The organism is Stenotrophomonas sp. 1278 (assembly GCF_029892765.1).
Lineage (GTDB): Bacteria > Pseudomonadota > Gammaproteobacteria > Xanthomonadales > Xanthomonadaceae > Stenotrophomonas > Stenotrophomonas indicatrix.
Genome location: NZ_JARXWD010000005.1, coordinates 186,980 through 210,595, shown reverse-complemented (window position 1 = coordinate 210,595; position 23,616 = coordinate 186,980). Strand labels below are relative to the sequence as shown.

At 68.0% G+C, this 23,616-nt stretch carries 23 protein-coding genes; 16 read left to right on the top strand and 7 right to left on the bottom strand.

Features of this window, described 5'->3' with window-relative positions:
• Window positions 1-38 precede the first annotated feature (38 nt).
• The 3 genes from M2299_RS07660 to M2299_RS07650 are packed head-to-tail and all read left to right on the top strand — an operon-like array spanning window position 39 to window position 3,489.
• Window positions 39-1,565, top strand: a complete 1,527-nt coding sequence (locus M2299_RS07660; RefSeq protein ID WP_280884148.1) for an alpha/beta fold hydrolase — start codon at window positions 39-41, stop codon at window positions 1,563-1,565.
• Window positions 1,562-2,308 carry an ATP-binding cassette domain-containing protein gene (locus M2299_RS07655; RefSeq protein ID WP_025877565.1) on the top strand — a complete coding sequence of 249 codons (747 nt, stop codon included), beginning with the start codon at window positions 1,562-1,564 and terminating at the stop codon, window positions 2,306-2,308. Before M2299_RS07660 ends, M2299_RS07655 begins: the two co-directional genes overlap by 4 nt.
• Window positions 2,305-3,489: an ABC transporter permease gene (locus M2299_RS07650; protein ID WP_059065550.1), complete on the top strand. Its 1,185-nt coding sequence runs from the start codon at window positions 2,305-2,307 to the stop codon at window positions 3,487-3,489. Before M2299_RS07655 ends, M2299_RS07650 begins: the two co-directional genes overlap by 4 nt.
• Before the next feature lie 72 nt (window positions 3,490-3,561).
• Here M2299_RS07650 and M2299_RS07645 read toward each other — a convergent pair whose 3' ends face one another.
• On the bottom strand, window positions 3,562-4,365 hold the full coding sequence (locus tag M2299_RS07645; protein WP_099844099.1) for a helix-turn-helix transcriptional regulator: 804 nt from the start codon (window positions 4,363-4,365) through the stop codon (window positions 3,562-3,564).
• Between the two features lie 75 nt (window positions 4,366-4,440).
• Between M2299_RS07645 and M2299_RS07640 the strand changes: the two genes are divergently transcribed.
• A complete protein-coding gene (locus M2299_RS07640; RefSeq protein ID WP_099844097.1) occupies window positions 4,441-4,695 on the top strand; it encodes a hypothetical protein in 255 nt (84 codons plus the stop codon).
• A gap of 74 nt (window positions 4,696-4,769) precedes the next feature.
• Here the strand turns inward: M2299_RS07640 and M2299_RS07635 are convergent, their stop codons facing one another.
• Window positions 4,770-5,777, bottom strand: coding sequence for an energy transducer TonB (locus M2299_RS07635; protein ID WP_025877557.1), 1,008 nt, complete (start codon window positions 5,775-5,777; stop codon window positions 4,770-4,772).
• Window positions 5,778-5,978: 201 nt separating this feature from the next.
• Window positions 5,979-6,605 (bottom strand): TIGR00645 family protein, encoded by a 627-nt coding sequence (locus tag M2299_RS07630; protein ID WP_099844095.1) that lies wholly within the window; start codon window positions 6,603-6,605, stop codon window positions 5,979-5,981.
• 113 nt (window positions 6,606-6,718) lie between these two features.
• Between M2299_RS07630 and M2299_RS07625 the strand changes: the two genes are divergently transcribed.
• From M2299_RS07625 to M2299_RS07610, 4 genes are all read left to right on the top strand, one after another.
• Window positions 6,719-7,408: a glutathione binding-like protein gene (locus tag M2299_RS07625; RefSeq protein ID WP_280884147.1), complete on the top strand. Its 690-nt coding sequence runs from the start codon at window positions 6,719-6,721 to the stop codon at window positions 7,406-7,408.
• 213 nt (window positions 7,409-7,621) lie between these two features.
• Window positions 7,622-9,847, top strand: a complete 2,226-nt coding sequence (locus M2299_RS07620) for a DPP IV N-terminal domain-containing protein (RefSeq protein ID WP_099844091.1) — start codon at window positions 7,622-7,624, stop codon at window positions 9,845-9,847.
• A gap of 25 nt (window positions 9,848-9,872) precedes the next feature.
• Window positions 9,873-10,388: a cytochrome c oxidase assembly factor Coa1 family protein gene (locus M2299_RS07615; RefSeq protein ID WP_080149602.1), complete on the top strand. Its 516-nt coding sequence runs from the start codon at window positions 9,873-9,875 to the stop codon at window positions 10,386-10,388.
• Window positions 10,389-10,464: 76 nt separating this feature from the next.
• Window positions 10,465-12,261 (top strand): DUF885 domain-containing protein, encoded by a 1,797-nt coding sequence (locus tag M2299_RS07610; protein ID WP_280884146.1) that lies wholly within the window; start codon window positions 10,465-10,467, stop codon window positions 12,259-12,261.
• A 76-nt stretch (window positions 12,262-12,337) separates the two neighbouring features.
• Here the strand turns inward: M2299_RS07610 and M2299_RS07605 are convergent, their stop codons facing one another.
• Complete coding sequence (locus M2299_RS07605) at window positions 12,338-12,796, bottom strand: hypothetical protein (RefSeq protein ID WP_025877548.1); 459 nt, start codon at window positions 12,794-12,796, stop codon at window positions 12,338-12,340.
• 181 nt (window positions 12,797-12,977) lie between these two features.
• On the opposite strand from M2299_RS07605, the gene M2299_RS07600 reads away from it, so the two are divergent.
• The 4 genes from M2299_RS07600 (at window position 12,978) to M2299_RS07585 (ending at window position 15,579) form a co-directional block, all read left to right on the top strand.
• Window positions 12,978-13,226, top strand: a complete 249-nt coding sequence (locus M2299_RS07600) for a hypothetical protein (RefSeq protein ID WP_032952021.1) — start codon at window positions 12,978-12,980, stop codon at window positions 13,224-13,226.
• Window positions 13,227-13,349: 123 nt separating this feature from the next.
• Window positions 13,350-14,267 (top strand): bestrophin family ion channel, encoded by a 918-nt coding sequence (locus tag M2299_RS07595; protein ID WP_218788169.1) that lies wholly within the window; start codon window positions 13,350-13,352, stop codon window positions 14,265-14,267.
• Between the two features lie 19 nt (window positions 14,268-14,286).
• Window positions 14,287-15,276 carry a porphobilinogen synthase gene (gene hemB, locus M2299_RS07590; RefSeq protein WP_025877543.1) on the top strand — a complete coding sequence of 330 codons (990 nt, stop codon included), beginning with the start codon at window positions 14,287-14,289 and terminating at the stop codon, window positions 15,274-15,276.
• A gap of 33 nt (window positions 15,277-15,309) precedes the next feature.
• On the top strand, window positions 15,310-15,579 hold the full coding sequence (locus M2299_RS07585) for an SHOCT domain-containing protein (protein WP_025877541.1): 270 nt from the start codon (window positions 15,310-15,312) through the stop codon (window positions 15,577-15,579).
• A 162-nt stretch (window positions 15,580-15,741) separates the two neighbouring features.
• On the opposite strand, the gene M2299_RS07580 is transcribed toward M2299_RS07585, so the two are convergent.
• Window positions 15,742-16,605 (bottom strand): hypothetical protein, encoded by an 864-nt coding sequence (locus tag M2299_RS07580; protein WP_280884145.1) that lies wholly within the window; start codon window positions 16,603-16,605, stop codon window positions 15,742-15,744.
• Between the two features lie 48 nt (window positions 16,606-16,653).
• Here M2299_RS07580 and aroE point away from each other — a divergent pair, with 48 nt between their 5' ends.
• The 3 genes from aroE (at window position 16,654) to dinG (ending at window position 20,108) form a co-directional block, all read left to right on the top strand.
• Complete coding sequence (aroE, locus tag M2299_RS07575; protein ID WP_033832490.1) at window positions 16,654-17,499, top strand: shikimate dehydrogenase; 846 nt, start codon at window positions 16,654-16,656, stop codon at window positions 17,497-17,499.
• Between the two features lie 3 nt (window positions 17,500-17,502).
• The gene (locus tag M2299_RS07570; RefSeq protein ID WP_088101842.1) at window positions 17,503-17,853 is read left to right on the top strand and encodes a hypothetical protein; all 351 of its coding nucleotides are present in this window, start codon (window positions 17,503-17,505) and stop codon (window positions 17,851-17,853) included.
• Between the two features lie 152 nt (window positions 17,854-18,005).
• Entirely contained in the window at window positions 18,006-20,108 is a 2,103-nt protein-coding gene (gene dinG / locus M2299_RS07565; protein ID WP_025877533.1) for an ATP-dependent DNA helicase DinG, read from the top strand.
• Window positions 20,109-20,148: 40 nt separating this feature from the next.
• On the opposite strand, the gene M2299_RS07560 is transcribed toward dinG, so the two are convergent.
• Together M2299_RS07560 and ilvD are read right to left on the bottom strand one after the other, a co-directional pair.
• Window positions 20,149-20,760: a hypothetical protein gene (locus tag M2299_RS07560; RefSeq protein WP_099844085.1), complete on the bottom strand. Its 612-nt coding sequence runs from the start codon at window positions 20,758-20,760 to the stop codon at window positions 20,149-20,151.
• An 82-nt stretch (window positions 20,761-20,842) separates the two neighbouring features.
• Window positions 20,843-22,681 (bottom strand): dihydroxy-acid dehydratase, encoded by a 1,839-nt coding sequence (gene ilvD / locus M2299_RS07555; protein WP_025877530.1) that lies wholly within the window; start codon window positions 22,679-22,681, stop codon window positions 20,843-20,845.
• A gap of 365 nt (window positions 22,682-23,046) precedes the next feature.
• Between ilvD and M2299_RS07550 the strand changes: the two genes are divergently transcribed.
• Window positions 23,047-23,616, top strand: a complete 570-nt coding sequence (locus M2299_RS07550; RefSeq protein ID WP_280884143.1) for a DUF1190 domain-containing protein — start codon at window positions 23,047-23,049, stop codon at window positions 23,614-23,616.

Genomic DNA, 23,616 nt, shown 5'->3' with positions numbered 1-23,616 from the left:
CGTGGTGGACAGGAACATCCCCAGGGGAATCACGCACGATGCAAAGACACCATTTCGCGCGGGCCGGGTTGCTGGCCAGCATGCTGATTGCCGGCTGCAGTGCACCGCCGCAGGCAGGGTCCGACGGCGCGGGCGATACACCCAGCCGCCGCTACGGCCAGATCGATTTCCGCCCCTGCACGCTGGCCACCGAAGGCGCCAATGCCAACGTCGAGGCGCAGTGCGCGACGTTCCAGGTGCCCGAAGACCGGAGCAGGCCGGATGGCCGCAGGATCGATCTGCGCGTGGCCTGGCTGGAGTCGGGCAACAGCGGTTCGGGCCTGCCGGACCCGGTGTTCTTCCTGGCCGGCGGACCTGGCCAGGCGGCCAGCGAGGTGGCCGTCATCGTCGATACGGCACTGCGCCAGGTGCGCAAGCAGCGCGACATTTTCCTGATCGACCAGCGCGGCACCGGCGGCTCCAATCCGCTCAGCTGCCTGGGCGCGGACGGCAAGGAGCTGCCGATGGATGAAGACGCTGCGCCCAGCGAGGCGCTGCTGCGCGAGTACGCCGAGCGCTGCGCTGCGTCGCTGAAGGGCCGTGCCGACCCGCGCTTCTATACCACCGCCGAAGCCATCGCCGATCTGGACGCGGTACGCCAGGCGCTGGGCGCCAACACGCTGAACCTGGTCGGTGGCTCGTACGGCACCCGCGTTGCCCAGCGCTACGCGGCCGCGTACCCGCAGCACACCCGCAGCATCGTGATCGATGGCGTGGTACCGAACGAGCTGGTGGTCGGCGGCGATTTCGCCACGACCTTCGACAACGCGATCACCCTGCAGTCCGAGCAGTGCCGCAGGGATGCTGTCTGCAGCAAGCGCTTCCCGGTCGACACCCGTGCGCAGCTGCGCAGCGTGGTGGAAACCCTGCGCCGCGCGCCGGTCACGGTCGACTACCGCGACCCCGGCACCAACGCACCGCGGCAGGAGGTGCTGACCCCGGACAGCGTGGTCGGCCTGGCGTTCGCCTTCTCCTACGTACCGCAGTACTCCTCGCTGTTGCCGCTGGTGCTGGATGAAGCGGCACAGGGGCGCTATGCACCACTGGCGTCGCTGGCGCGCGGTGCGACCCGCAGCATGGATTTCCAGATCAACCGCGGCATGCAGTGGTCGGTGATCTGCAGTGAAGATGCTCCGCGCTACCAGCCGCCGGTCGAAAGCAGCGACAGCCTGGTCGGCGCGGAAGTGGCGCGCGCGTTCTTCGCCGCCTGTCCGGTGTGGCCGCACCAACCGGCTGTGGCGGCTGCGGCAGTGCCGCTGAACAGCGACCTGCCAGTGCTGCTGCTGTCCGGCGAACTGGACCCGGTGACGCCGCCGCGTTACGCCGAACAGGTGCTCAAGGGCCTGCCGAAGGGACGCGCGCTGGTTGCCCGCGGCCAAGGCCACGGCACCCTCACCGCCGGCTGCATGCCACGCCTGCTCGGCCAGTTCATCGACACCACCGATGCCAAGGCGCTGGATGCCAGCTGCCTGGACACGCTGAGCTACGTGCCGGCGTTCACCTCGTTCAACGGATGGGCCCCATGATCGTCGCCGACAACCTGCACAAGGCCTTCAATACCCGCACCGGTCGCATCCAGGCGGTGGCCGATGTCGGCTTCCGCGCCGAGGATGGCCGCATCACCGGCCTGCTCGGGCCGAACGGCGCCGGCAAGACCACCACCATGCGCATGCTGTACACGCTGATGACGCCCGATGAAGGCAGCATCACCGTCGATGGCATCGACGCAGCCCGCGATCCGGTGGAAGTGCGTCGCCACCTCGGCGTGCTGCCGGATGCACGTGGCGTCTACAAGCGGCTGACCGCACGCGAGAACATCGCCTACTTCGGCGAGCTGCATGGCCTGTCGGCGTCGCGCATCCGCGAACGCATCGAAGTGCTGTCCCATGCGCTGGACATGGCCGACATCCTCGATCGGCAGACCGATGGCTTCTCGCAGGGCCAGCGCACCAAGACCGCCATTGCCCGCGCGCTGGTGCACGACCCGCGCAACGTGATCCTTGATGAGCCCACCAACGGCCTGGACGTGATGACCACCCGCGCGCTGCGCCGCTTCCTGCTGGGCCTGCGCGAGGAAGGGCGCTGCGTGATCCTGTCCAGCCACATCATGCAGGAGGTCGGTGCGCTGTGTGACCACATCGTGATCATCGCCAAGGGTACGGTGATGGCCGCCGGCAGTGCCGATGAACTGCGCGCGCAGTCCGGCGAGCCCAACCTGGAAGATGCGTTCGTGAAACTGATCGGCAGCGAAGAGGGCCTGCACGCATGAGCATGATGTCGACCCTGATGACGGTGATGCGCAAGGAACTGCGCGACCTCTCGCGTGACCGCCGCACACTGCTGCTGACCCTGCTGTTCGGCCCCGTGCTGTACCCGCTGCTGATCCTGGGCATGGGCAAGCTGGCTGAAAGCCGCGTGCGCATCCAGATCGAACAGCCGCTGCAGATTCCGACCATCGGTGCGGAGAATGCGCCGAACCTGGTGCGCTTCCTGGCGGCGCAGGGATTGAACGCCGCGCCGGCACCGAAGGATCTGGCCGAAGCGATCCGCTCGCAGGAGATCGACGTGGCCCTGCGCATCAGCCCTGAGTTCGGCAAGGACTGGGCCGATGGCAAGCCTGCGCTGGTGGAAGTGATCCGTGACAGCACCCGTCGTGCCGCCGAAGTGCCCAGTGCGCGGCTGCAGGCGGCCCTGGCAACCTACAACGGCCAGGTTGGTGCGCTGCGGCTGATGGCGCGCGGCGTCGACGCACAGGTTGCACGACCGCTGGATGTGGCCACCCAGGACATGGCCAGTGCCGAGGCCAAGCGCGGCATGATGCTGTCGATGCTGCTGCCGGTGCTGCTGACGCTGACCTCGTTCATCGGCGGCGCGTACCTGGTGATGGATGCCACCGCCGGCGAGCGCGAACGGCAATCGCTGGAGCCGTTGCTGGCGACCCCGGGGTCGCGCAGTGCCATCGTCAGCGGCAAGATCGCCGCCGCCTGCGTGGTCGGGTTCGCCTCGTTGCTGCTGACCTTGATCGCGTTCAAGGCCAGCGCACAGATCGCGCCCGGCAACGTCGGCCGGCAGCTCAACATGAACATCGGCTCGATGCTGCAGATGCTGCTGGTGATGGTGCCGATGCTGCTGATCGGCACCTCGTTGCTGACCTTCCTCTCGGCCGCGGCCAAGAGCATGAAGGAAGCGCAGAGCCACATGACCTGGCTGGTGCTGCTGCCGATGCTGCCCGGCTACGCGCTGATGGCTTACCCGGTGAAGAGCGAGCTGTGGCAGTACGCGGTGCCGTTCCTGTCGCAGAACCAGATGCTGCTGAAGGTGATCCGTCACGAGGTGATCAGCCCGACCATCTGGGCGATCTACCTCGGCGCCAGCCTGGCGCTGGCCGCTGTGCTGTGGTTCGCCGCCGTGCGCCGCTACCACAACGAGCGGCTGGCGATTTCCGGCTGAGTGGAGCCGGTAGCGCCGGGCCATGCCCGGTGGATGTGGCACGAGGCCCGGTCATGCCGGGCCTCGTGCATTTCAGCGCTGTGAAGCGTTTCCGTCTGCATACCGCGCCGGCGTCACTCCCATCTCGCGCTTGAATACCGCGATGAAGGCGCTGGGCGTGTCGTAGCCCAATGACAGCGCCACGGTGGTGACGGGTTCACCGGCCAGCAATCGCGGCAGGGCCAGCAGCACGCGCAGGCGCTGCCGCCAGCGGGTCAGGGTCATGTTCGTTTCGGCCTGCCAGCGGCGGGCGAGGCTGCGACTGGACAGGCCGCTGGCGACTGCCCAGTCCTCGACGGTGCGGGTGTCATGTGGCGCACGTGCCAGGGCGGCGGCGATGCGGCGCAGGCGGCGGTCGCTGGGTTGCTGGAGTGCCAGCGGCAATGGCGTGCCGGCGGCGATCTCATCAATGATCACCCCAGCCAAGCGCTGTTGCCCCGCATCCAACGCCTGCCCGCACCAGTGCAGTGCCCGCGGCACCGCCACCTGCAGCAGGTCGCTGGGCTGGAAGATGCGCGGTGCGGTGGGCAGGCCCGCGCAGGACTCCTTGTTGAAGTACAGGCTCCAGCCATCGAAGCTGCCGATGCTGGAAAGTGCATGCGGATGCTGTGGCGGAAGCCACGCCACGTGGCCGGCCGGAAGCAGCCAGTGGGTGTCGCCCACCTCGATCCGCAACAGGCCGGTGTGGGCACCCAGCAGTTGCCCGCGCGCGTGCTGGTGCCGGGCGGTGCGCCGTGAACCCGGCATCGCCAGCTGCGTGCCGAGCAGGGCCGGCCCGCCGCTGGCCTCAGCCAACGCAGGGTCGATCAGTGGTGTCTGGAATGTCTGTTCTGCCATATCCATTGGCAGTTATACGGCAGAACGGTCGATGGCGAGCGTCGACACTGGGCGTCCACCTCTCAGGAGCACGCCATGCAGCCGCACGACATCCTTCCCGACCACCGGAACGAGGTGCAGGTGAACGGCCTCACCGTGCGCAAGGGCAGCGTCGGCGCCTTTCTCGCCACCGTGCGGGAGTGGCAGGACCCGGCCCGTGATGCCGACCTCCGTGCCACCGCCGAAGCCGATCTGCGCAGCCTGCTGCCCGGGCTGCACGCGCTGGGCCTGTTCCAGGTGCTGACCGCGCGTGATCCTGCGCTGCAACGGTTGATCGACAGCGCAGCCTGAAACGCACAAGGCCCGGACATGCCGGGCCTTGCTCCAGAACCGCCGGGCGCGGCCCGGCGCTACCGCCTTGGGCATCAGCCGCCCGGTGCGAACACCAGCGTGCGGCGGGTGGTGACCGGGGCCGTCACCGGCTCGAAGCGCCAGCGCTTGACCGCGTTGAGGGCTTCGCGATCGAAGACACGCGATGGCGTGGCGCGCAGTACGCGCGCATTGGTCACCGAGCCGTCGGTGCCGACGGTGATCTCCACCAGGACTTCGCCGGAGGTACCCGAACGCAGTGCTTCGGCCGGGTAACGCGGGGCTGGCGTGCTGACCGGGCGCAGGCTTGGCGCAGCGGCGGTCGCGGCCTGGCGGGCGGCGTTGGCCTGCTGCGCAGCGGCCTGCTGCTGCTTCTGCTCGGCATCGCGACGCGCGGCAGCCTGGCGCTCGGCCTCCTGGCGCTCGCTGTCACGGCGGGCAACGTCCTGCTGCGCAGCAATCTGTTTGGCCGCTTCGGCTTCCTTGGCACGCTGTTCGGTCAGGCGCTGCTGCTCGGCCAGCTGCTTGGTGCGGTCTTCAGCGTCCTTCTTGACCTTCTCGGTCTCGTCTTCGGTGCGCTTGGCGGCAACCTGCACGCCCTTGGTCAGGCCTTCCTTCAGGCGCGGCAGGGCCGGGGCCGAGGCATCGACCTTTTCGATCAGGGCGACCAGCCGCTGCGCTTCAGTGAAATCCTCGCGGCCCAGATGCTGCTCGGCGGCGATCAGGGTGTACGGCAGAAGATCGGTCAGCGCGCTCTTCACCGAGGCATCGTCCGGCGTCTTGTCGCGCAGTGCCAGGTAGTACTCGATGGCATTGTCGCCGGCCGGGGCGTACATGCGGTTCTCGCGCAGTGCCTGGCTGGCCGATTCGCGCAGCTGCTCGGTACCCATCGACTGCACCTTGGCGGCCACTGCCGGTGCGGCTGGTGCTGCAGCGGCGGGAGCGGCGGCGCCCTGCGCGGCCGGAGCCGGTGTTTCATCCTTGCCCGAGCAGGCAGCCAGGGCCAAAGCCAGAGCGACCGGCAACCACCGGCGCGCGGCAGCGATCATTGCGACGTGCGACATCCTGCTCCCCTCTAAGAAGACGACGTTACGAAAAACGTAGATACGCATGGCCGGGACGCAAGGTCCGGGCGTGGCGGGGGACGTTTCCCAGCGTCACCGTCGCCTGTAGCGAGGGTGCAATCTAGCATCCCGGCCTCACCTGCGCACAAGGGCAGGCGTAGCGGGCCGGTGGCGGCACAGGTACCGCCACCGGGATTGGGATCAATGGACGGCAGACTTGCCGTGGCTCTCAGCCTTGTCGTGGCTGCCGGACATCAGCTTGTCGGTCCACGCGATGCCGATGGCCGACAGGATGAACACGCAGTGGATGATGGTCTGCCAGAGGACGCCGTCGGCCGTCAGCATCGAGCAGCGCGCCACGCCGATGTTGGCGGCAGCCACGCTCATCTGCTCCGGGGTGCACAGCGGGATACCGCCCAGCGCGCCGGTGGCGATGAACGTCTTCAACAGATGGATCGAGGAGATGCCGATGATCGCCATCGCCAGCTTCACCTTCAGCACGCTGGCGTTGACGTGGCTCAGCCATTCCGGCTGGTCCGGGTGGCCTTCCAGGCGCAGGCGCGAGACGAAGGTTTCATAGCCGCCGACGATCACCATCACCAGCAGGTTGGAGATCATCACCACGTCGATCAGGCCCAGCACGATCAGCATGATCTGCTGCTCGCCCATCGACACCGAGTGCGAGATCAGGTGCCACAGTTCCTTGCCGAACAGGAACACGTAAACGCACTGGGCAACGATCAAACCCAGGTACAGCGGCAGCTGCAGCCAGCGGGTAGCGAAGATCAGGCTGGACAGCGGGGACAGTAGCGGTCGGTTTGCACTCATGCGGAGGATGCTGCGTTTCGGGGGAGAGGCGAGGTTACCGGCCCGCCATGACGGTGCCAAGCCAACGCACGCACTAGACTTCAGGTTCCTTTCCGTACCCCAGAGCCGCCGCCATGATCGACCTGTATTACTGGCCTACCCCGAACGGCCACAAAGTGACCCTGCTGCTGGAAGAAGCCGGCCTGGAGTACCGCATCCATCCGGTCAACATCGGTTCGGGGGACCAGTTCAAGCCGGAATTCCTGGCCATTTCCCCCAACAACAAGATGCCGGCCATCGTCGACCACGCCCCGGCCGACGGCGGTGCGCCGCAGAGCGTGTTCGAGTCCGGTGCGATCCTGCTGTACCTGGCCGAGAAGACCGGCCGCTTCCTGCCGGCCAACCTGCGTGGCCGCGTCACCACCCTGGAATGGCTGTTCTGGCAGATGGCCGGGCTGGGCCCGATGAGCGGGCAGATGGGCCACTTCAATGTGTACGCGCCGGAGAAGATCCCGTACGCGATCGAGCGCTACGACAATGAAGTGCGCCGCCTGCACGGGGTGATGGACAAGCGCCTGGCCGAGCACGCCTTCCTGGCCGGCGAGGAGTACACCATCGCCGACATGGCCAGCTACCCGTGGGTTGGCGCCTACGACAAGCTGCCGGCGGACTTCGACGCGTTCCCGAACCTCAAGCGCTGGCACCAGGCCATCGCCGCCCGCCCGGCGACCCAGCGCGCCTATGCGCTGCGCCAGCAGGTCAACCCGGACGCAGGCAAGCCGCTCAGCGACGAAGAGCGCAGGCACCTGTTCGGCAAGCGCTGAGGATTCAGCGCAGGCCGCTGCGCTCGCCGGGCATGGCCCGGCGCTACCCAGCCCGCCAACGGTAGCGCCGGGCCATGCCCGGCGGATGTGCTTTGCTCGGTCCCTGCCATGGGCAGAAGGTCATGCTGTCTTCCTGCACCGCCTTGGTTAGGATGGACGCTGACCGTCCCGCGCCTGTCGCGGTGGCGGACCTGCCGTTTGCCGGGACCCTCCATGCGCCATCTGTTCGCCTCGCTCGCCCTCATGCTTGCCACCAGTACCGTCGCCCACGCTGAAAAACTCACCCTGGAAGCCATCACCGGTCCGCTGCCGTTGTCCGGCCCGACCCTGATGAAGCCGAAGGTGGCGCCGGATGGTTCGCGCGTGACCTTCCTGCGCGGCAAGGACAGCGACCGCAACCAGCTGGACCTGTGGAGCTATGACATCGGCAGCGGCCAGACCCGCCTGCTGGTGGATTCGAAGGTGGTGCTGCCCGGCACCGAAACCCTCAGCGACGAGGAAAAGGCCCGCCGCGAGCGCCAGCGCATCGCCGCCATGACCGGCATCGTCGACTACCAGTGGTCGCCGGACGCGCAGCGCCTGCTGTTCCCGCTGGGCGGCGAGCTGTACCTGTACGACCTCAAGCAGGAAGGCAAGGCCGCGGTGCGCCAGCTGACCCACGGCGAAGGCTTTGCCACCGACGCCAAGCTGTCGCCCAAGGGCGGCTTCGTCAGCTTCATCCGCGGCCGCAACCTGTGGGTAATCAACCTGGCCAGCGGAAAGCAGATGCAGCTGACCGGGGATGGCAGCACGACCATCGGCAACGGTATCGCCGAATTCGTCGCCGACGAGGAGATGGATCGCCATACCGGTTACTGGTGGGCACCCGACGATTCGGCCATCGCCTACGCCCGCATCGATGAAAGCCCGGTGCCGGTGCAGAAGCGTTACGAGGTCTATGCCGACCGCACCGATGTGATCGAACAGCGCTACCCGGCCGCCGGCGATGCCAACGTGCAGGTGAAGCTGGGCGTGATCTCGCCGGCCGAACATGCGCAGACGCAGTGGATCGACCTTGGCAAGGAACAGGACATCTACCTGGCCCGCGTCGATTGGCGCGATCCGCAGCACCTGAGCTTCCAGCGCCAGTCGCGTGACCAGAAGAAGCTCGACCTGGTGGAAGTCACCCTGGCCTCGAACCAGCAGCGCGTGCTGGCCCACGAGACCAGCCCGACCTGGGTGCCGCTGCACAACAGCCTGCGTTTCCTCGATGACGGCAGCGTGCTGTGGTCGTCCGAGCGCACCGGTTTCCAGCATCTGTACCGCATCGACAGCAAGGGCAAGGCCACCGCGCTGACCCACGGCAACTGGTCGGTGGATGAACTGCTGGCGGTCGATGAAAAGGCCGGCCTGGCGTACTTCCGTGCCGGCATCGAATCGGCGCGCGAAAGCCAGATCTACGCCGTCCCGCTGCAGGGTGGCCAGCCGCAGCGCCTGTCGAAGGCGCCAGGCATGCACAGCGCCAGCTTCGCGCGCAACGCCAGCGTGTACGTGGACAGCTGGTCCAACAGCAGCACGCCGCCGCAGATCGAACTGTTCCGCGCCAATGGCGAGAAGATCGCCACCCTGGTCGAGAACGATCTGGCCGATCCCAAGCATCCGTATGCACGCTACCGCGACGCGCAGCGCCCGGTCGAATTCGGCACGCTCACCGCGGCCGACGGCAGGACGCCGCTGAACTACAGCGTGATCAAGCCGGCAGGCTTTGATCCGGCCAAGCGCTACCCGGTGGCGGTGTACGTGTATGGCGGCCCGGCCAGCCAGACCGTCACCGACAGCTGGCCTGGCCGTGGCGACCATCTGTTCAACCAGTACCTGGCCCAGCAGGGCTATGTGGTGTTTTCGCTGGACAACCGCGGTACCCCGCGCCGCGGCCGTGACTTCGGTGGCGCGCTGTATGGCAAGCAGGGCACAGTGGAAGTGGCCGACCAGCTGCGCGGCGTGGCCTGGCTGAAGCAGCAGCCGTGGGTGGACCCGGCGCGCATCGGCGTGCAGGGCTGGTCCAACGGCGGCTACATGACCCTGATGCTGCTGGCCAAGGCGTCGGACAGCTACGCCTGTGGCGTGGCCGGCGCACCGGTCACCGATTGGGGCCTGTACGACAGCCACTACACCGAGCGCTACATGGACCTGCCGTCGCGCAACGACGCCGGTTACCGCGAAGCACGCGTGCTGACCCACATCGAGGGCCTGCGCTCGCCGCTGCTGCTGATCCACGGCATGGCCGACGACAACGTGCTGTTCACCAATTCGACCAGCCTGATGAGCGCGCTGCAGAAGCGCGGCCAGCCGTTTGAACTGATGACCTACCCCGGTGCCAAGCACGGCCTGTCCGGTGCCGACGCACTGCATCGCTACCGCGTTGCCGAAGCTTTCCTGGGGCGTTGCCTGAAACCTTGATCATCATCCGGGAAGGAGCCCGCCCATGACCCTGCCGCCGCCGATTCCTGCGCCCTCCACCCTGGCTTCCGGCTGGTGGTGCCGGCATTGGCGTTGGGCGATGCCGTTGGCGGTGCTGCTGTTCCTGGCCGCACTGGGCGGCGCCATCGCCTGGAGCGTGCTGCGCTGGACCGAGGCCGCGCACGACAGTGCGCCGATGCGCGAGGCCATGCGCCGCGCCGGCTGCAGCGTCGAACTGGTGCAGGTATTCGGGGAACCGCTGCAGGCCGGCACGCTGCCGCTGGGCAGCATGCAGACCGCCATCAACGGCGAGCGCGACGTTGGCCTGACCGTGGCGCTGGAAGGGCCGCATGCGCACGGCCGCCTGTTCGTGAAGGGCACCCGCAGCGACGACGTGTGGGATTACCCGGTGATGTACGTGCTGGCCGAAGACAAGCAGACCTTCGACCTGAGCGCGCTGGATGATGCCGAGGCGGCCGGCGAATGCGAACTGCAGGCCTGTCGCGATCGTGGCGAATGCGCGCTGACGGCAGCGCTGTAGATGGCGTGACCTCCGGCCGATTGTCGCCACCGCCGTGAGCGCGTAGGGTGCGGGCAACCCTGTCCTGGAGTGCTCCATGAAGCCGATCGCGCTTGCCATCGCCCTGGCCCTGACCGCCGCCCCGCTGCTGTCGGCCCCACCGGCCCTGGCCGCACCGGCCGCCAAGGCCTCCACGCCGGCCAGCCCGGCCTGGGTCGCGCGCAGCAATGCACTGGCGCAGATCCTGCTTGATGCGCAGGGGCCGTTCCAGCCCGAGGAGACCGGCTTCTTCGGCGTGCCCGGCTACGACGACAAGGTCGCCGACCTCGGCCCGGACAACGACCAGCGCTACCGCGCCGCGATGGCCAAGGCCCGCGACGAACTGAAGGCCAAGCTGGTCAGCGAGAAGGATCCCAACGTCCGCCAGGACCTGGAGATCATGATCGCCGCCGCCAACCAGAGCATCGAAGGCAGCGAGCTCAACCAGAAGTACCTGCTGCCGTGGCGTGATGCGCCGCAGAGCGTGTTCAGCGGCCTCAACCTGCTGCTGTCCGACCAGGTGCCGGCCGAGCGCCGGGCCAAGGCGGTCGATCGCCTCAAGGCGTATGCGGGCCTGCAGCCGGGCGGCACCGCGTTCACCACGCTGGCCCGCCAGCGTTACGAAGAGCGGTTGAAGGACAGCACGCTGCTGCAGCCGACGAAGATCGAAGTGCAGCAGTCGCTGGACAACGTCGAGACCTACATCACCGGCATCGAGTCGTTGCTGAAGAAGTACCAGGTCACTGGTGCCGACGAGGCGATGAAGGCGCTTGCCGCACAGATGAAGGACTACGCCGCATGGACCCGCAAGGAGGTGCTGCCGAAGGCACGTGCCGATGCGCGCCTGCCGGCTCCGCTGTACGCCTACCAGCTCAAGCAGGTCGGCATTGATATCGACCCGAAGCTGCTGATGCAGCGCGCGCAGCTGGAGTTCATGGAAACCCGCTCGGCGATGCGCCAGCTGGCACCGCTGGTGGTGAAAGAGAAGGGCCTGAAGGTCAGTGATCCGAGCGACCCGGTGGCGGTGATCCGCGCGCTGAAGGGCGAGAAAATTGCCGATGACCAGCTTGAAGGCCACTACCGCAAGGTGATCGATGCCATCGATCCGTTGATCCGCGAACACCGCATCGTCGACGTGCCGCAGCGCGCGATGCAGATGCGCCTGGGTTCGGCCGCCGAAAGCGCTGCCAGCCCGGCACCGCACTTCCTGCCTGCGCCGCTGGTCAACAACACCGGGCAGCAGGGCACCTTCGTGCTGCCGCTGGGCAACCCGGCTGCCGGTGCGGGTGCGCAGTACGACGACTTCAACTTCGGTTCCGCGGCCTGGACGCTGAGCGCGCATGAAGGCCGCCCGGGCCACGAGCTGCAGTTCACCGCGATGGTCGAGCGTGGCGTGTCGCTGGCGCGCACGATGTTCGCGTTCAATTCGGTGAACGTGGAAGGCTGGGCGCTGTATGCCGAGGCGGAGATGGTGCCGTACGAGCCGCTGGACGGGCAGATGATCGCGCTGCAGTTCCGCCTGTTGCGTGCCGCCCGCGCGATGCTGGACCCGATGCTCAATCTCGGCCTGACCGACCGTGCCAACGGCGAGCGCGTGCTGATCGAGCAGGTGGGTCTGTCCAAGGCGATGGCCACCCAGGAACTGGACCGCTACATGGTGCGCATGCCGGGCCAGGCGGGCAGCTACTTCTACGGCTACACCCGCATCCTCGAACTGCGCATGCAGACCGAGCTGGCACTGGGCGCGAAGTTCGACCGCCTGGCGTTCAACAACTTCCTGCTCGACCAGGGCCTGTTGCCACCGGACCAGCTGGCCGAAGCCGTGCAGCAGCAGTTCGTTCCGAAGTACCGGTAGCGCCGGGCCACGCCCGGCGAGCGCAGCGGAAGAGACGCCGGGCATGGCCCGGCGCTACCCGCGGTGACGCTGCCGCTCAGCGCTGCGGGGTGATCGTCTGCGTCGGCAGGCGTGCCGGCGGCGCCGGATCCGGTACCCAGATCGCCACGCCGGCGGCGCGCTTCTGCGTCGTCGGTATGCCGATGCCCACGCCGCCGCCCACGTGCGAACCGTAACTGCCGGCACCGACCGACATGCCGACCGGCGAGCCACTGCTGCCCACGCCCATCAGGATCACGCCGTTGGCACCCAGTGCAGCCGCTTCGCGCTTGAGGCGAGCCACCGCGGCATCGGTCTGGCCCTGCGTGCCGAAGCCCACCGCCGAAGACGATTCCAGCTGGGCGATTTCCTGCGAACCGGCGGGCGGCGTCGAATAGATCTGCACCTGGGACGGATCGATCGGCGCGCGGGCGCGGCCCAGCATGACCTTGGAGGTGCTGGCGCAACCGGCAACGGTCAGCAGCATGGCCGCCAAGGCGACCCAACGGATGTTCATGGCGTATACCCCTGTAGGACTGGTTCGGATCATCAGCCGGGCACTCTGAATCGGCGCCAACATCGGGGCTCGACCCATGGCCGCACGCTAGCACGGGGCCGGTGAGGCTGACGGCAACGGCGGTAGGCGGCGCTGCCGGGAACGGCTATGGTTGGCGCATGAACAACCACGGGAGGGCGCTATGGGTGTGATCAGTCTGTTGTGGGGCGTGCTGGCGCTGCTGTGGATGATCCTGGCGTTGATACCGCTGCTGGGCTGGGGCAACTGGTTCCTGATCCCGTTCGCCGCGGTCGGCGCGATCATCGCCGCGCTCGGCATCCTGTTCACCCACCCCAGCAAGCGCGGCCGGGCGTGGACCGGGCTGATCCTGAACGGCATCGTGGTGGTGGTCGGCATCCTGCGCCTGGGGCTGGGCGGCGGCGTGATCTGAGCCGGCCGGGCCGGTGCGACCGGGCGTCGCAGGGACACGGCCGCCGGCCGGGCAGGGAGTAGAATGGGCGGCTGCGCGAGCCCCCCGCGTGCCTGTCGAACCGCGCCCTGCGCGGCTGCTCCCATGATCATTCGTTCCCGTCCCCACGGCTGGCAACTGCTGTACATCCTGCGTGGCTCCATCGTTCCGGCCATCGCGCCGAAGGTGCTGGCCATCCTCATCCTGTCCATCGCGGTCGCCGCGGTGGTGGAACTGGCGCCGCCGATCGGCATCGAGCGTGTCTCGGTCACCCCGTTCACCCTGCTCGGCCTGGTCCTGTCGATTTTCCTCAGCTTCCGCAACAGCGCCTGCTACGACCGCTGGTGGGAGGGCCGCAAGCTGTGGGGCCAGCTGGTGTTCGAATCGCGCTCGCTGGCGCGGCAGGTACAGGTGCTGCTGGCCGACGACGCACCGCGCCGCCAGCGCCTCGGCTACCTGACCACCGCCTTCGCCTATGCACTGGCCGCGCGCCTGCGCGCCCGCGACGTCGCGCTGGCGGCGGTGCCATGGCTGGACGAGGAACAGCGCGGGCAGCTCGCCCAGCGCGAGAACGTGCCCGATGCGTTGCTGGCGATGATCGCCGCCGAACTGGCCCAGGCCCGTCGCGCCGGCACGCTCGATTCCATTCTTTACGTCCAGCTGGAAGAGCGCCTGCACGCGATGTCCTCGATCCAGGCTGGCTGCGAACGCATCCTGACCACCCCGCTGCCGTTCGCCTACACCCTGCTGCTGCACCGCTGCGCGTGGATGTTCTGCGTGCTGCTGCCGTTCGGCCTGGCCAGCTCGCTGGGCTGGGCCACGCCGGTGCTGTCGGCGGTGCTGGCCTACGCCTTCTTCGGCCTGGACCAGCTGGGTGAAGAAATGGAAGACCCGTTCGGCCTGGAGCCGAACGACCTGCCGCTGGACGCGCTGGTGCGCACCATCGAGATCGACCAGCTCGACGCCCTCGGCGAACGCCCGTTGCCCGCACCCCTGCTGCCGCAGGGCTACCTGTTGCAATAGCCACTCCCCGGAGCCTGCCATGCCTCATCCCCATTACCGCCCACGGCGCATGCGCCATGACGAATTCTCGCGCCGCCTGATGCGCGAGAACACGCTGACCACCGACGACCTGATCTATCCGGTGTTCGTGCACGAACCGGCCGGTCGCGTGGCGGTGCCGTCGATGCCGGGCGTGGAGCGGCTGTCGATCGAAGAGCTGCTGAAGGTGGCCGAGGAAGCGCTGGAACTGGGCATCCCGGTGATCGACCTGTTCCCGGTGCTGGATGCCTCGCAGAAGTCGCTGGACGCCTCGGCGGCGTGGGCCGAGGACGGCCTGGCGCAGCGTGCGATCCGCGCGCTGAAGTCGCGCTTCCCGGAGCTGGGGGTGATGACCGACGTGGCTCTGGATCCGTACACCACGCACGGCCAGGACGGCATCATCGATGACAAGGGCTACGTGCTCAACGACATCACCGTCGAAGCGCTGGTCAAGCAGTCGCTGTCGCATGCCGAGGCAGGCGCGGACATCATTTCGCCGTCGGACATGATGGATGGCCGCATCGGTGCGATCCGTCGTGCGCTGGACGCCGACCACCACCTCAACGTGCGCATCATGGCCTACTCGGCCAAGTACGCGTCGGCGTTCTACGGTCCGTTCCGCGATGCGGTGGGCAGCGCGGCCAGCCTCGGCAAGGCCGACAAGAAGACCTACCAGATGGACCCGGCCAATGGTGACGAGGCGATGCGCGAGATCGCCCTGGACCTGGAGGAGGGCGCGGACATGGTGATGGTCAAGCCGGGCATGCCGTACCTGGACCTGGTGCGGCGGGTGAAGGAAACCTTCGGGGTTCCGACCTTTGCTTACCAGGTCAGTGGCGAGTACGCGATGATGAAGGCGGCGTTCGCCAACGGCTGGCTGGACGAACGCGCCTGCGTGCTGGAATCGCTGCTGGGCTTCAAGCGTGCCGGCGCCGATGGCGTGCTGACCTATTTCGCGCCGCAGGTGGCGCGCTGGCTGCGCGAGCGCTGACAATAGCGCCCACGACGGACGGAGGAACACGCGATGGGACCTGAAATGGGTTGGATGCAATGGTTGATCTGGGGCACCGGTACGCTGGTGTTCGGGGCCATCATCGTCGGCGTGTTCGTTGCTGCCTGGCGCGCCGCGCGGCGCCCGCCCGAGCAGCTCTCCGCTGCGGCCCGGGTCGCCCGCGAGCAGGCCGTGCCGGAAAGCGTGCAGGCCGAACTGGCCGCCCTGAACCGGCGCAAGGACAACGGCCAGCTCAGCGAAGCGGAGTACGAACAGCAGCGCGCGAAGGTGCTGTCGCGCTGAGCGCCGTGGCCCGGGACCCGGGCCATCCACGCATGGCGTGGATCTACTGGTAGTCGCCAACCTTGGTTGGCGGTTTTGTTTCTGTGCCGACCAAGGTCGGCACCTACCGGAGCGGGGGGGCGGTCGGTATCCACCAAACGCTCATCCACGCATGGCGTGGATCTACTGCATGCACCCGGGCACTGCCGCCACCTTCGGCACGGCCAGCCGGTATACATCCACGCCACCGGCGCGGGGCGACTTCGCCGCGCTGCTGGCCACCATCATTTCGCCCGGCTTGGCGTTGTCGACCACCGGCGCGCCGGTCCAGCCGCTGGCCTGGTTGAACGACAGTCCGATCGGCTGCAGCGCAGCGCCCGTCCATGCACAACCGCTGGTCCAGACCTGCGCGGTGTCACCGCTGCCCCGGCTGAAGGCCACCGCGCCAGCGCTGCCCAGCCAGTCGCCATCGGTTTCATCGGCGGGGCTGTTCAATGCCTGCAATGCCGTCGCCGGGCCTCGCACGCCCTGCGCGTCCAACGAGGCCACGAACAGGTCCCAGCCGGCACCACGGCCCTGCTGGCGGGCAAACAGCAGCTGTCGCCCGTCCGCGCTCAATGCCGGCCCGCGCTCTTCATGGCGGCCACCATCGCCTGCCAGCGCTTGCGGCGCCCTCATGCTGCCATCGGCGGCGATCGCCGCCCGGTACAGCCCCGACCGGCCCTCGCGGCCTGCGGCGAACAGCAGCCAGCGGCCATCGCGGCTGAAATACGGATCGCGCACCTCGCCGGACACCGCCAGCGGCAACGCCTGCGCCTGCTGCCAGCGGCCGTCGACCACGCTCGCCTGCCACAGCCCCCAGCCGGCCTCGCCACGGCGGGCGAAGACGATGCGCTGGCCATCGGCGCTGATCGTGGCCCGGCCTTCATCGGCACGGGTGGAGACCACGCCCATGCCTTCGATGCCGTACTCGTTCAACGCCATCGCCACCGGGGCAGAGAGTAGACTGGCGGCGAGCACCAGCAGGGTCGGGGCGATACGCATCATCCAGGTCCATGCACGAAAGAGCACCAGTCTAGCCAGCTTGAGGATTCCATGACCGATCGTTACGCCGTCTTCGGACACCCCGTCGCCCACTCGAAGTCGCCGCAGATCCATGCGGCGTTCGGTCGCCAGGAAGGCATCTCCCTCGACTACCGCAGCATCGATCTCGCCCCGGACGCATTCCTGGCCGGGCTGGAGGCGTTCGCCTCCGAAGGCGGTGTCGGTGCCAACGTCACTTCACCGCACAAGGAAGCGGCGTTCTCGGTGTGCACTACGCTGACCGCACGCGCGCGCCGCGCCGGCTCGGTCAATACCCTGCTGCGCAAGGGCGACCGCTGGCACGGTGACACCACCGATGGCATTGGCCTGGTGCGTGACCTCACCGACCGCCACAGCCTGGACCTGCGCGGCCGCCGCGTGCTGCTGCTGGGCGCCGGTGGTTCGGCGCGCAGCGTCGCTCCGGCGCTGCTGGATGCCGGCATCACCGAACTGGTGGTGGTCAACCGCACGCCGGAACGTGCCGATGAACTGATCGATGCCATGGGCGAGCCGGGCCGCGCGCTCAGCCGCTACTGGGACGATCTGCGCGACCTCGGTGATTTCGAACTGATCCTCAACGCCACCTCGGCCGGCCGCGATCGCGACGCCGAGTTCAAGCTGCCGCTGTCGCTGGTCAATTCGATGACCACGGCCGTCGACCTGAACTACGGCGAGGCCGCCATCGCCTTCCTGGCCTGGGCGCGCGCCGCGCAGTGCCGCAACACGGTCGATGGCCTGGGCATGCTGGTCGAGCAGGCGGCGGAGAGCTTCCTGCAGTGGCATGCCGTACGCCCGCAGACCGACGAGGTCTACCAGCAGCTGCGCGCCGGTGCCGGCGCCTTCGCCGGGCAGGACTGATCGATGGATACCCAGGCTCTGATGGTCTCCCTGCTGACCATGGTCGGCGTGCGCCTGCCGGTGCTGATTGCCCTGTGCGTTGGCCTGGTCTGGGTGATGGGCGCGCCGCGCGATCCGGCACGTACCGGCGCGCTGACCGGCCTGCTGCTGTTGCTGGCGTCCAGCATGGGCAGCCTGCTGGCCAACTTGGTGCCGATGTGGATGGTCAGCAACGGTGACTTCGGCGCGATCTCGCAGCTGAGTACCGTGCTGGGCGTGGTGCACTTCGGCCTGGCGATGCTGGATGCCGTCGGCACGGTCCTGCTGGTCTGGGCGCTGGTACGGTTGCTGCGGCTGCGCGCCGCTACACCCTGACTCCGATGGCGGCCTTGGCCGCGTCGGTAGCGTTGCGGGGCGTGCATCCAGCCATCGTGCGACGCGGCTGACCCTGTTCAGCGCCCGCGCCTCGGAGCCCGTGGCCGGCCATGCGACAATGGCCGGCCTGACCCCGCTACGGTAGTTCTGGCGTGACCGAAACCGTCGCCGCTCCACGCAAGCTCGATGACACCTTGAAGGACGCGATCCGCAAGGCGTACACGACGCTGCAGGCCAATACCCCCGGCTTCTCCACCCGCCGCTCGCAGAGCCAGATGATCGGCGTGGTGTCGCGTGCGCTGTCCACCAGCGGTGGCGTGGGCGTGGTCGAGGCGCCGACCGGCGTTGGCAAGAGCCTGGGCTACCTGACCGCCGGGGTGCCGATTGCCCTGGCCAGCAAGAAGAAGCTGGTGATCAGCACCGGTACCGTGGCGCTGCAGTCGCAGCTGGTCGAGCGCGATATTCCGAACTTCCTCAAGGCCACCGGCCTGGAGGCGACCGTTGCCCTGGCCAAGGGCCGCACCCGCTACCTGTGCACGCGCAACGCCGCCGAGGCGCACGGCGAGGGCGCGCAGAACGGCATGTTCGAGGACGAGCAGCCGCTGTTCGACCGCCCGCTGGCGCCGATCGAGATGGACATCGCCAAGCGCCTCACCGTGGCCTTCACCAGCGGCAGCTGGGACGGCGACATCGACAACGCACCGGAAACCATCAGCCCCGGTCTGCGTAGCCGCATCACCACGCCGGCCTCAGGCTGCGCGGGGCGACGCTGCGCGTACTCGGCGCAGTGCGCGGTACTGCGCTCGCGTAACACCGTGCGCGATGCGCAGATCGTGGTCACCAACCACGCGTTGCTGCTGTCGGCGCTGTCCATTGGTGACAGCGACAACGGCCAGCCGATGATCGCCGCGCCGTCGGACATGCTGCTGGTACTCGACGAAGGCCACCACGTGGGCAACGTGGCCATCGACCAGGGCGCGGCCAGCCTGGCATTGGATGAAATGGCCAAGCGCACCGGCCGCCTGCAGATCCTGATCGCCGGTGCCTACCGCGCGGTCGACAAGGATCGCCTCGGCAACCTTCTGCCGAACGAAGCCATCGACGCGGCCAGCAACGTGGCCAAGGGCCTGCGTGCGTTCCGCGACCACGTCGAGGCGGTATGGATGCCGGCGCCGGCCGACGAGGAGCCGATGTGGCGCGCGGCCAACGGACGCCTGCCCGAGGCCTGGCGCGAGCCGATCGAGGCGCTGGCCGACGATACCCGCAGCCTCTACAACTGGGCGCACGCGGCCACCGCGCAGGTCGCCAAGGGCAAGCCGGACGATCCGGCGCGCGAGCGCCTGCAGCGCAACCTCGGCATGGCCCTGGAGATGATCGAGCAGCAGTACAACCTGTGGCAGGTCTGGCGCCGCGAAGACAAGGAAGGCGCGCCCCCGATGGCGCGCTGGGTGACCGCCACCCGCGATGGCGACCTGGTGCTGCATGGCTCGCCGGTGTCGGCCGCGCACGTGCTGCGCAAGCTGTTGTGGGATGAAGTGGATTCGGTGGTGATGACCTCGGCGACGCTGACCGGTGGCGGCGACTTCCAGGCGCTGGCGATCGACAACGGCATCCCCGAAACCGCCGAGATGGTCTCGCTGTCCTCGCCGTTCGACCTGCCCAACCAGGCCGAGCTGATCGTGCCGCCGTTTCCGGTCACGCCCGATGACCGCGAAGGCCATCCGCGCGAAGTGGCACGGTACATCGGCAAGGAACTGGACTGGACGAAGGGCTCGATGGTGCTGTTCACCTCGCGCTGGAAGATGGAGAAGGTGGCGGGCCTGATGCCGGCCGCCAAGCGCAAGCAGGTGCTGGTGCAGGGCGAGATGTCGAAGACGCGCATGATCGACGAACACCTGCGCCGTGTCGCCGCCGGCGAGGGTTCGGTGCTGTTCGGGCTGAACTCGTTCGGCGAAGGCCTGGATCTTCCCGGTGAGGCCTGCACCACGGTGGTGATCACCCAGGTGCCGTTCGCGGTGCCGACCGATCCGCAGACCGCCACCCTGAGCGAATGGGTGGAAGCGCGTGGGCTCAATGCGTTCAACCTGATCGCGATCCCGCATGCGCTGCGCACGCTGACCCAGTTCGCCGGCCGCCTGATCCGCACCTCCACCGACACCGGGCGGGTGATCATCCTCGACTCGCGCCTGCTGACCCGCCGTTACGGCAAGCGCATCATCGACGCGCTGCCGCCGTTCAAGCGCACCATCGGCTGAGCCCGCACTGGTAGCGTCGGGCCATGCCCGGCGGAGAGCCTCAACCGCTTTCCGGCTTCCGACAGGCCGGGTTGCCCATCGCATTGTGGTAATCGCGGTCGAAGCAGCGCAGGAAGGCATCGAGCACATCGAGATTCGGCGGCCAAGGGGCATCCACCTGCTGCCCGCCTTTGGTAGTGAAGTGGAAACGACCGTTCTTGATGTTCTCCGCCATCGTGGGTGGCGTCGGTATCGCGACCAGCGCGGCACGTGCCTTTTCCAGTCCGCTGCGATCACGCCGCAGGAACGCGATCGTGCCGTCCACGTAGGCGTTCCAGTAGCCGGGGTCGGTGTCCTTCGGCTTGTAGGTGCGCTGCATCAGCGCAATCGCCTGCGCGGTTTGCCCAAGCTCCGCGCGCAGCTGCCCTTCGTGCCAGACGAGGGTGGTGTTGCCCGTCGCCTTGGGCAATGCCGCATACGCGGCCAGCAGGTCCGCGGCTTCCTGGGTGCAGCCGCGATCGGCCAGCGGGCGCCAGCCCCCGTCCATGTCCTGGTCGAACATGCCCGGTTCCATCGCCAGCATCGCCGCGCGGTCGTAGCTGCAGTCAGGGGCCTGCGGCGGTTCGGCGCTCGCGCCCATGGCCACGGCCAGTGCGAGGAAAAGTGACGTCATCACAACCTCCGTGTCGGTGATGTTGGGATACCTTAGCGGACTACGAGGGAGGCTGCCGGCCAGCGGCCGGCACTACCGGTCTTCAGTCGCCCAGCAGGGCGGTGTTGCGCACGGCGCCCTTGTCGGCGCTGGTGGCCAGCAGGGCATAGGCCTTCAGCGCGCTGGTGACCTTGCGTGGGCGCGGTGCGCGCGGCTTCCAGCCCCGTGCATCGGCGTCGGCGCGGCGCTGGACCAGCGTCGCCTCCTCCACCAGCAGGTCGATGCGCCGCGCCGGGATGTCGATGCGGATGCGGTCACCATCCTCCACCAGTCCGATCACACCGCCGCTGGCCGCTTCCGGCGAAACGTGGCCGATCGACAGGCCCGAGGTGCCACCGGAGAATCGGCCGTCGGTCAGTAGTGCGCACTGCTTGCCCAGGCCTTTCGACTTCAGGTAGCTGGTCGGGTACAGCATCTCCTGCATGCCCGGGCCGCCCTTCGGGCCTTCGTAGCGGATCACCACCACGTCGCCGGGCTTCACTTCATCGGCAAGAATGCCGGCCACGGCGGCGTCCTGGCTTTCGAACACGCGCGCATTGCCTTCGAACACGTGGATCGATTCGTCCACGCCTGCCGTCTTCACCACGCAGCCGTCGACGGCGAGGTTGCCGCGCAGCACGGCCAGCCCGCCTTCCTGCGAATAGGCATGTTCCAGCGCACGGATGCAGCCTTCGGCGCGATCCTGGTCCAGCGACGGCCAGCGCGTGGCCTGGCTGAAGGCCTCCTGGGTGGGAATGCCGGCGGGACCCGCCTTGAAGAAGGTGTGCAGGGTGTCGTTGTCGCTGCGCATCACGTCCCAGCGATCCAGTGCTTCACCGAGCGTGGCGCTGTGCACGGTCGGCACCGAGGTATCCAGCAGGCCGGCGCGATCCAGTTCACCGAGGATGCCGAACACACCACCGGCGCGGTGCACGTCCTCGATGTGGTACTTCGGCGTGTTCGGTGCCACCTTGCACAGCTGCGGCACGCGCCGCGACAGTGCATCGATGTGGGTCAGGTCGAAGTCGACCTCGCCTTCCTGCGCGGCGGCCAGCAGGTGCAGGATGGTATTGGTCGAGCCGCCCATGGCGATGTCCAGGGTCATGGCGTTGGCGAACGCGGCCTGGGTGGCGATGCCGCGCGGCAGCGCACGCGGGTCTTCGCCGCCATACCAGCGGTGGCAGAGTTCGACGATCAGGCGGCCGGCGCGACGGAACAACGCTTCGCGGTCGGCATGCGTGGCCAGGGTGGTGCCGTTGCCCGGCAGCGACAGGCCCAGTGCTTCGGTCAGGCAGTTCATCGAGTTGGCGGTGAACATGCCCGAGCACGAGCCACAGGTGGGGCAGGCGCTGCGCTCGTAGTCGGCGACCTTCTCGTCCGAAGCGCTGTCATCGGCAGCGACGACCATCGCGTCGACCAGGTCCAGCTTGTGCTCGGACAGCTTGGTCTTGCCGGCTTCCATCGGTCCGCCGGAGACGAACACCACCGGGATGTCCAGGCGCAGCGCCGCCATCAGCATGCCGGGGGTGATCTTGTCGCAGTTGCTGATGCACACCAGCGCATCGGCGCAGTGGGCGTTGACCATGTATTCGACGGCGTCGGCGATGATCTCGCGGCTGGGCAGCGAGTACAGCATGCCGTCGTGGCCCATGGCGATGCCGTCGTCCACGGCGATGGTGTTGAATTCCTTGGCGACGCCGCCGACCTGTTCGATCTCGCGCGCGACCAGCTGGCCAAGGTCCTTCAGGTGCACGTGGCCGGGCACGAACTGGGTGAAGGAGTTGGCGATGGCGATGATCGGCTTGTGGAAGTCGCCATCCTTCATGCCGGTGGCACGCCACAGGGCGCGGGCACCGGCCATGTTGCGGCCGGCGGTGGAGGTGCGGGAGCGGTATTCGGGCATGGCTGGCGGAACGGGCGGGCCGTACGACGTGGGGGTCGGTTGATCATGGCCAATTTTTTCGGTTGCTGCTGCAACCACCGGAGGCGGTCCGGCAGGGCTGCGCCCTGCACCTGCCGAATCAACATCAACGTCAAAAGCCTGCATTCCTTGGGATGGCGGGGTGGGTCCGGCGGCAGGGGACGCCACCGCACCCACCCCGCCTCCGACAGGTGGCCGTGGGCCAGTAGATCCACGCCATGCGTGGATGGATCGAGGGAGATGACAACGAAAATGAAATTCCGTTCATCTTTCCTACTTTGCCGATTCCGGTTGTTGGCCCGGATTTGGCATGATGGGGCATTGTTCCGACTTGAAGGCATGAGGCCATGAAACGTTCCCGCACCACCGCGCTGCTGCTGATGAGCGCTGCGCCGCTGCTGTTCACTGCCTGCCAGAAGGAAGAGCAGGTGCAGGTGCAGGAAGGCCTGTATACCTCGGTGGAGGCCTGCACCGCGGCTACCGCTGATCCTTCGGCGTGCCGCAATGCGTTTGCCGAGGCGCAGAAGAAGTCTGCCGACGCAGCGCCGAAGTACGCGACCAAGGAAGCCTGCGAACAGGATTACAAGCCTGAGCAGTGCGTGCAGCAGCACACCTCGGCCGGCACCTCGTTCATCGGTCCGATGATGATGGGCTTCTTCATGTCGCAGATGCTGAGCAACCGCGGTGGCCTGGCCCCGCAGGCGCCGGCTTCGGCGCCGGCCTACCAGGACAAGAGCGCCGGTTGGGCGCGTCCTGCCCCGGGTGGCAGCGGCGGCCTGAACACCGCCAGCGGCATCGGCGCGGGCAAGGCCGGGCTGGCCCCGGTCAGCAGCGAACCGAACCGTGCGGTGACCGCCAGCCGCAGCGGCTTTGGCAGCACCAGTGCGCGCGGCAGCGGCAGCAGCGTCGGCGGCTGA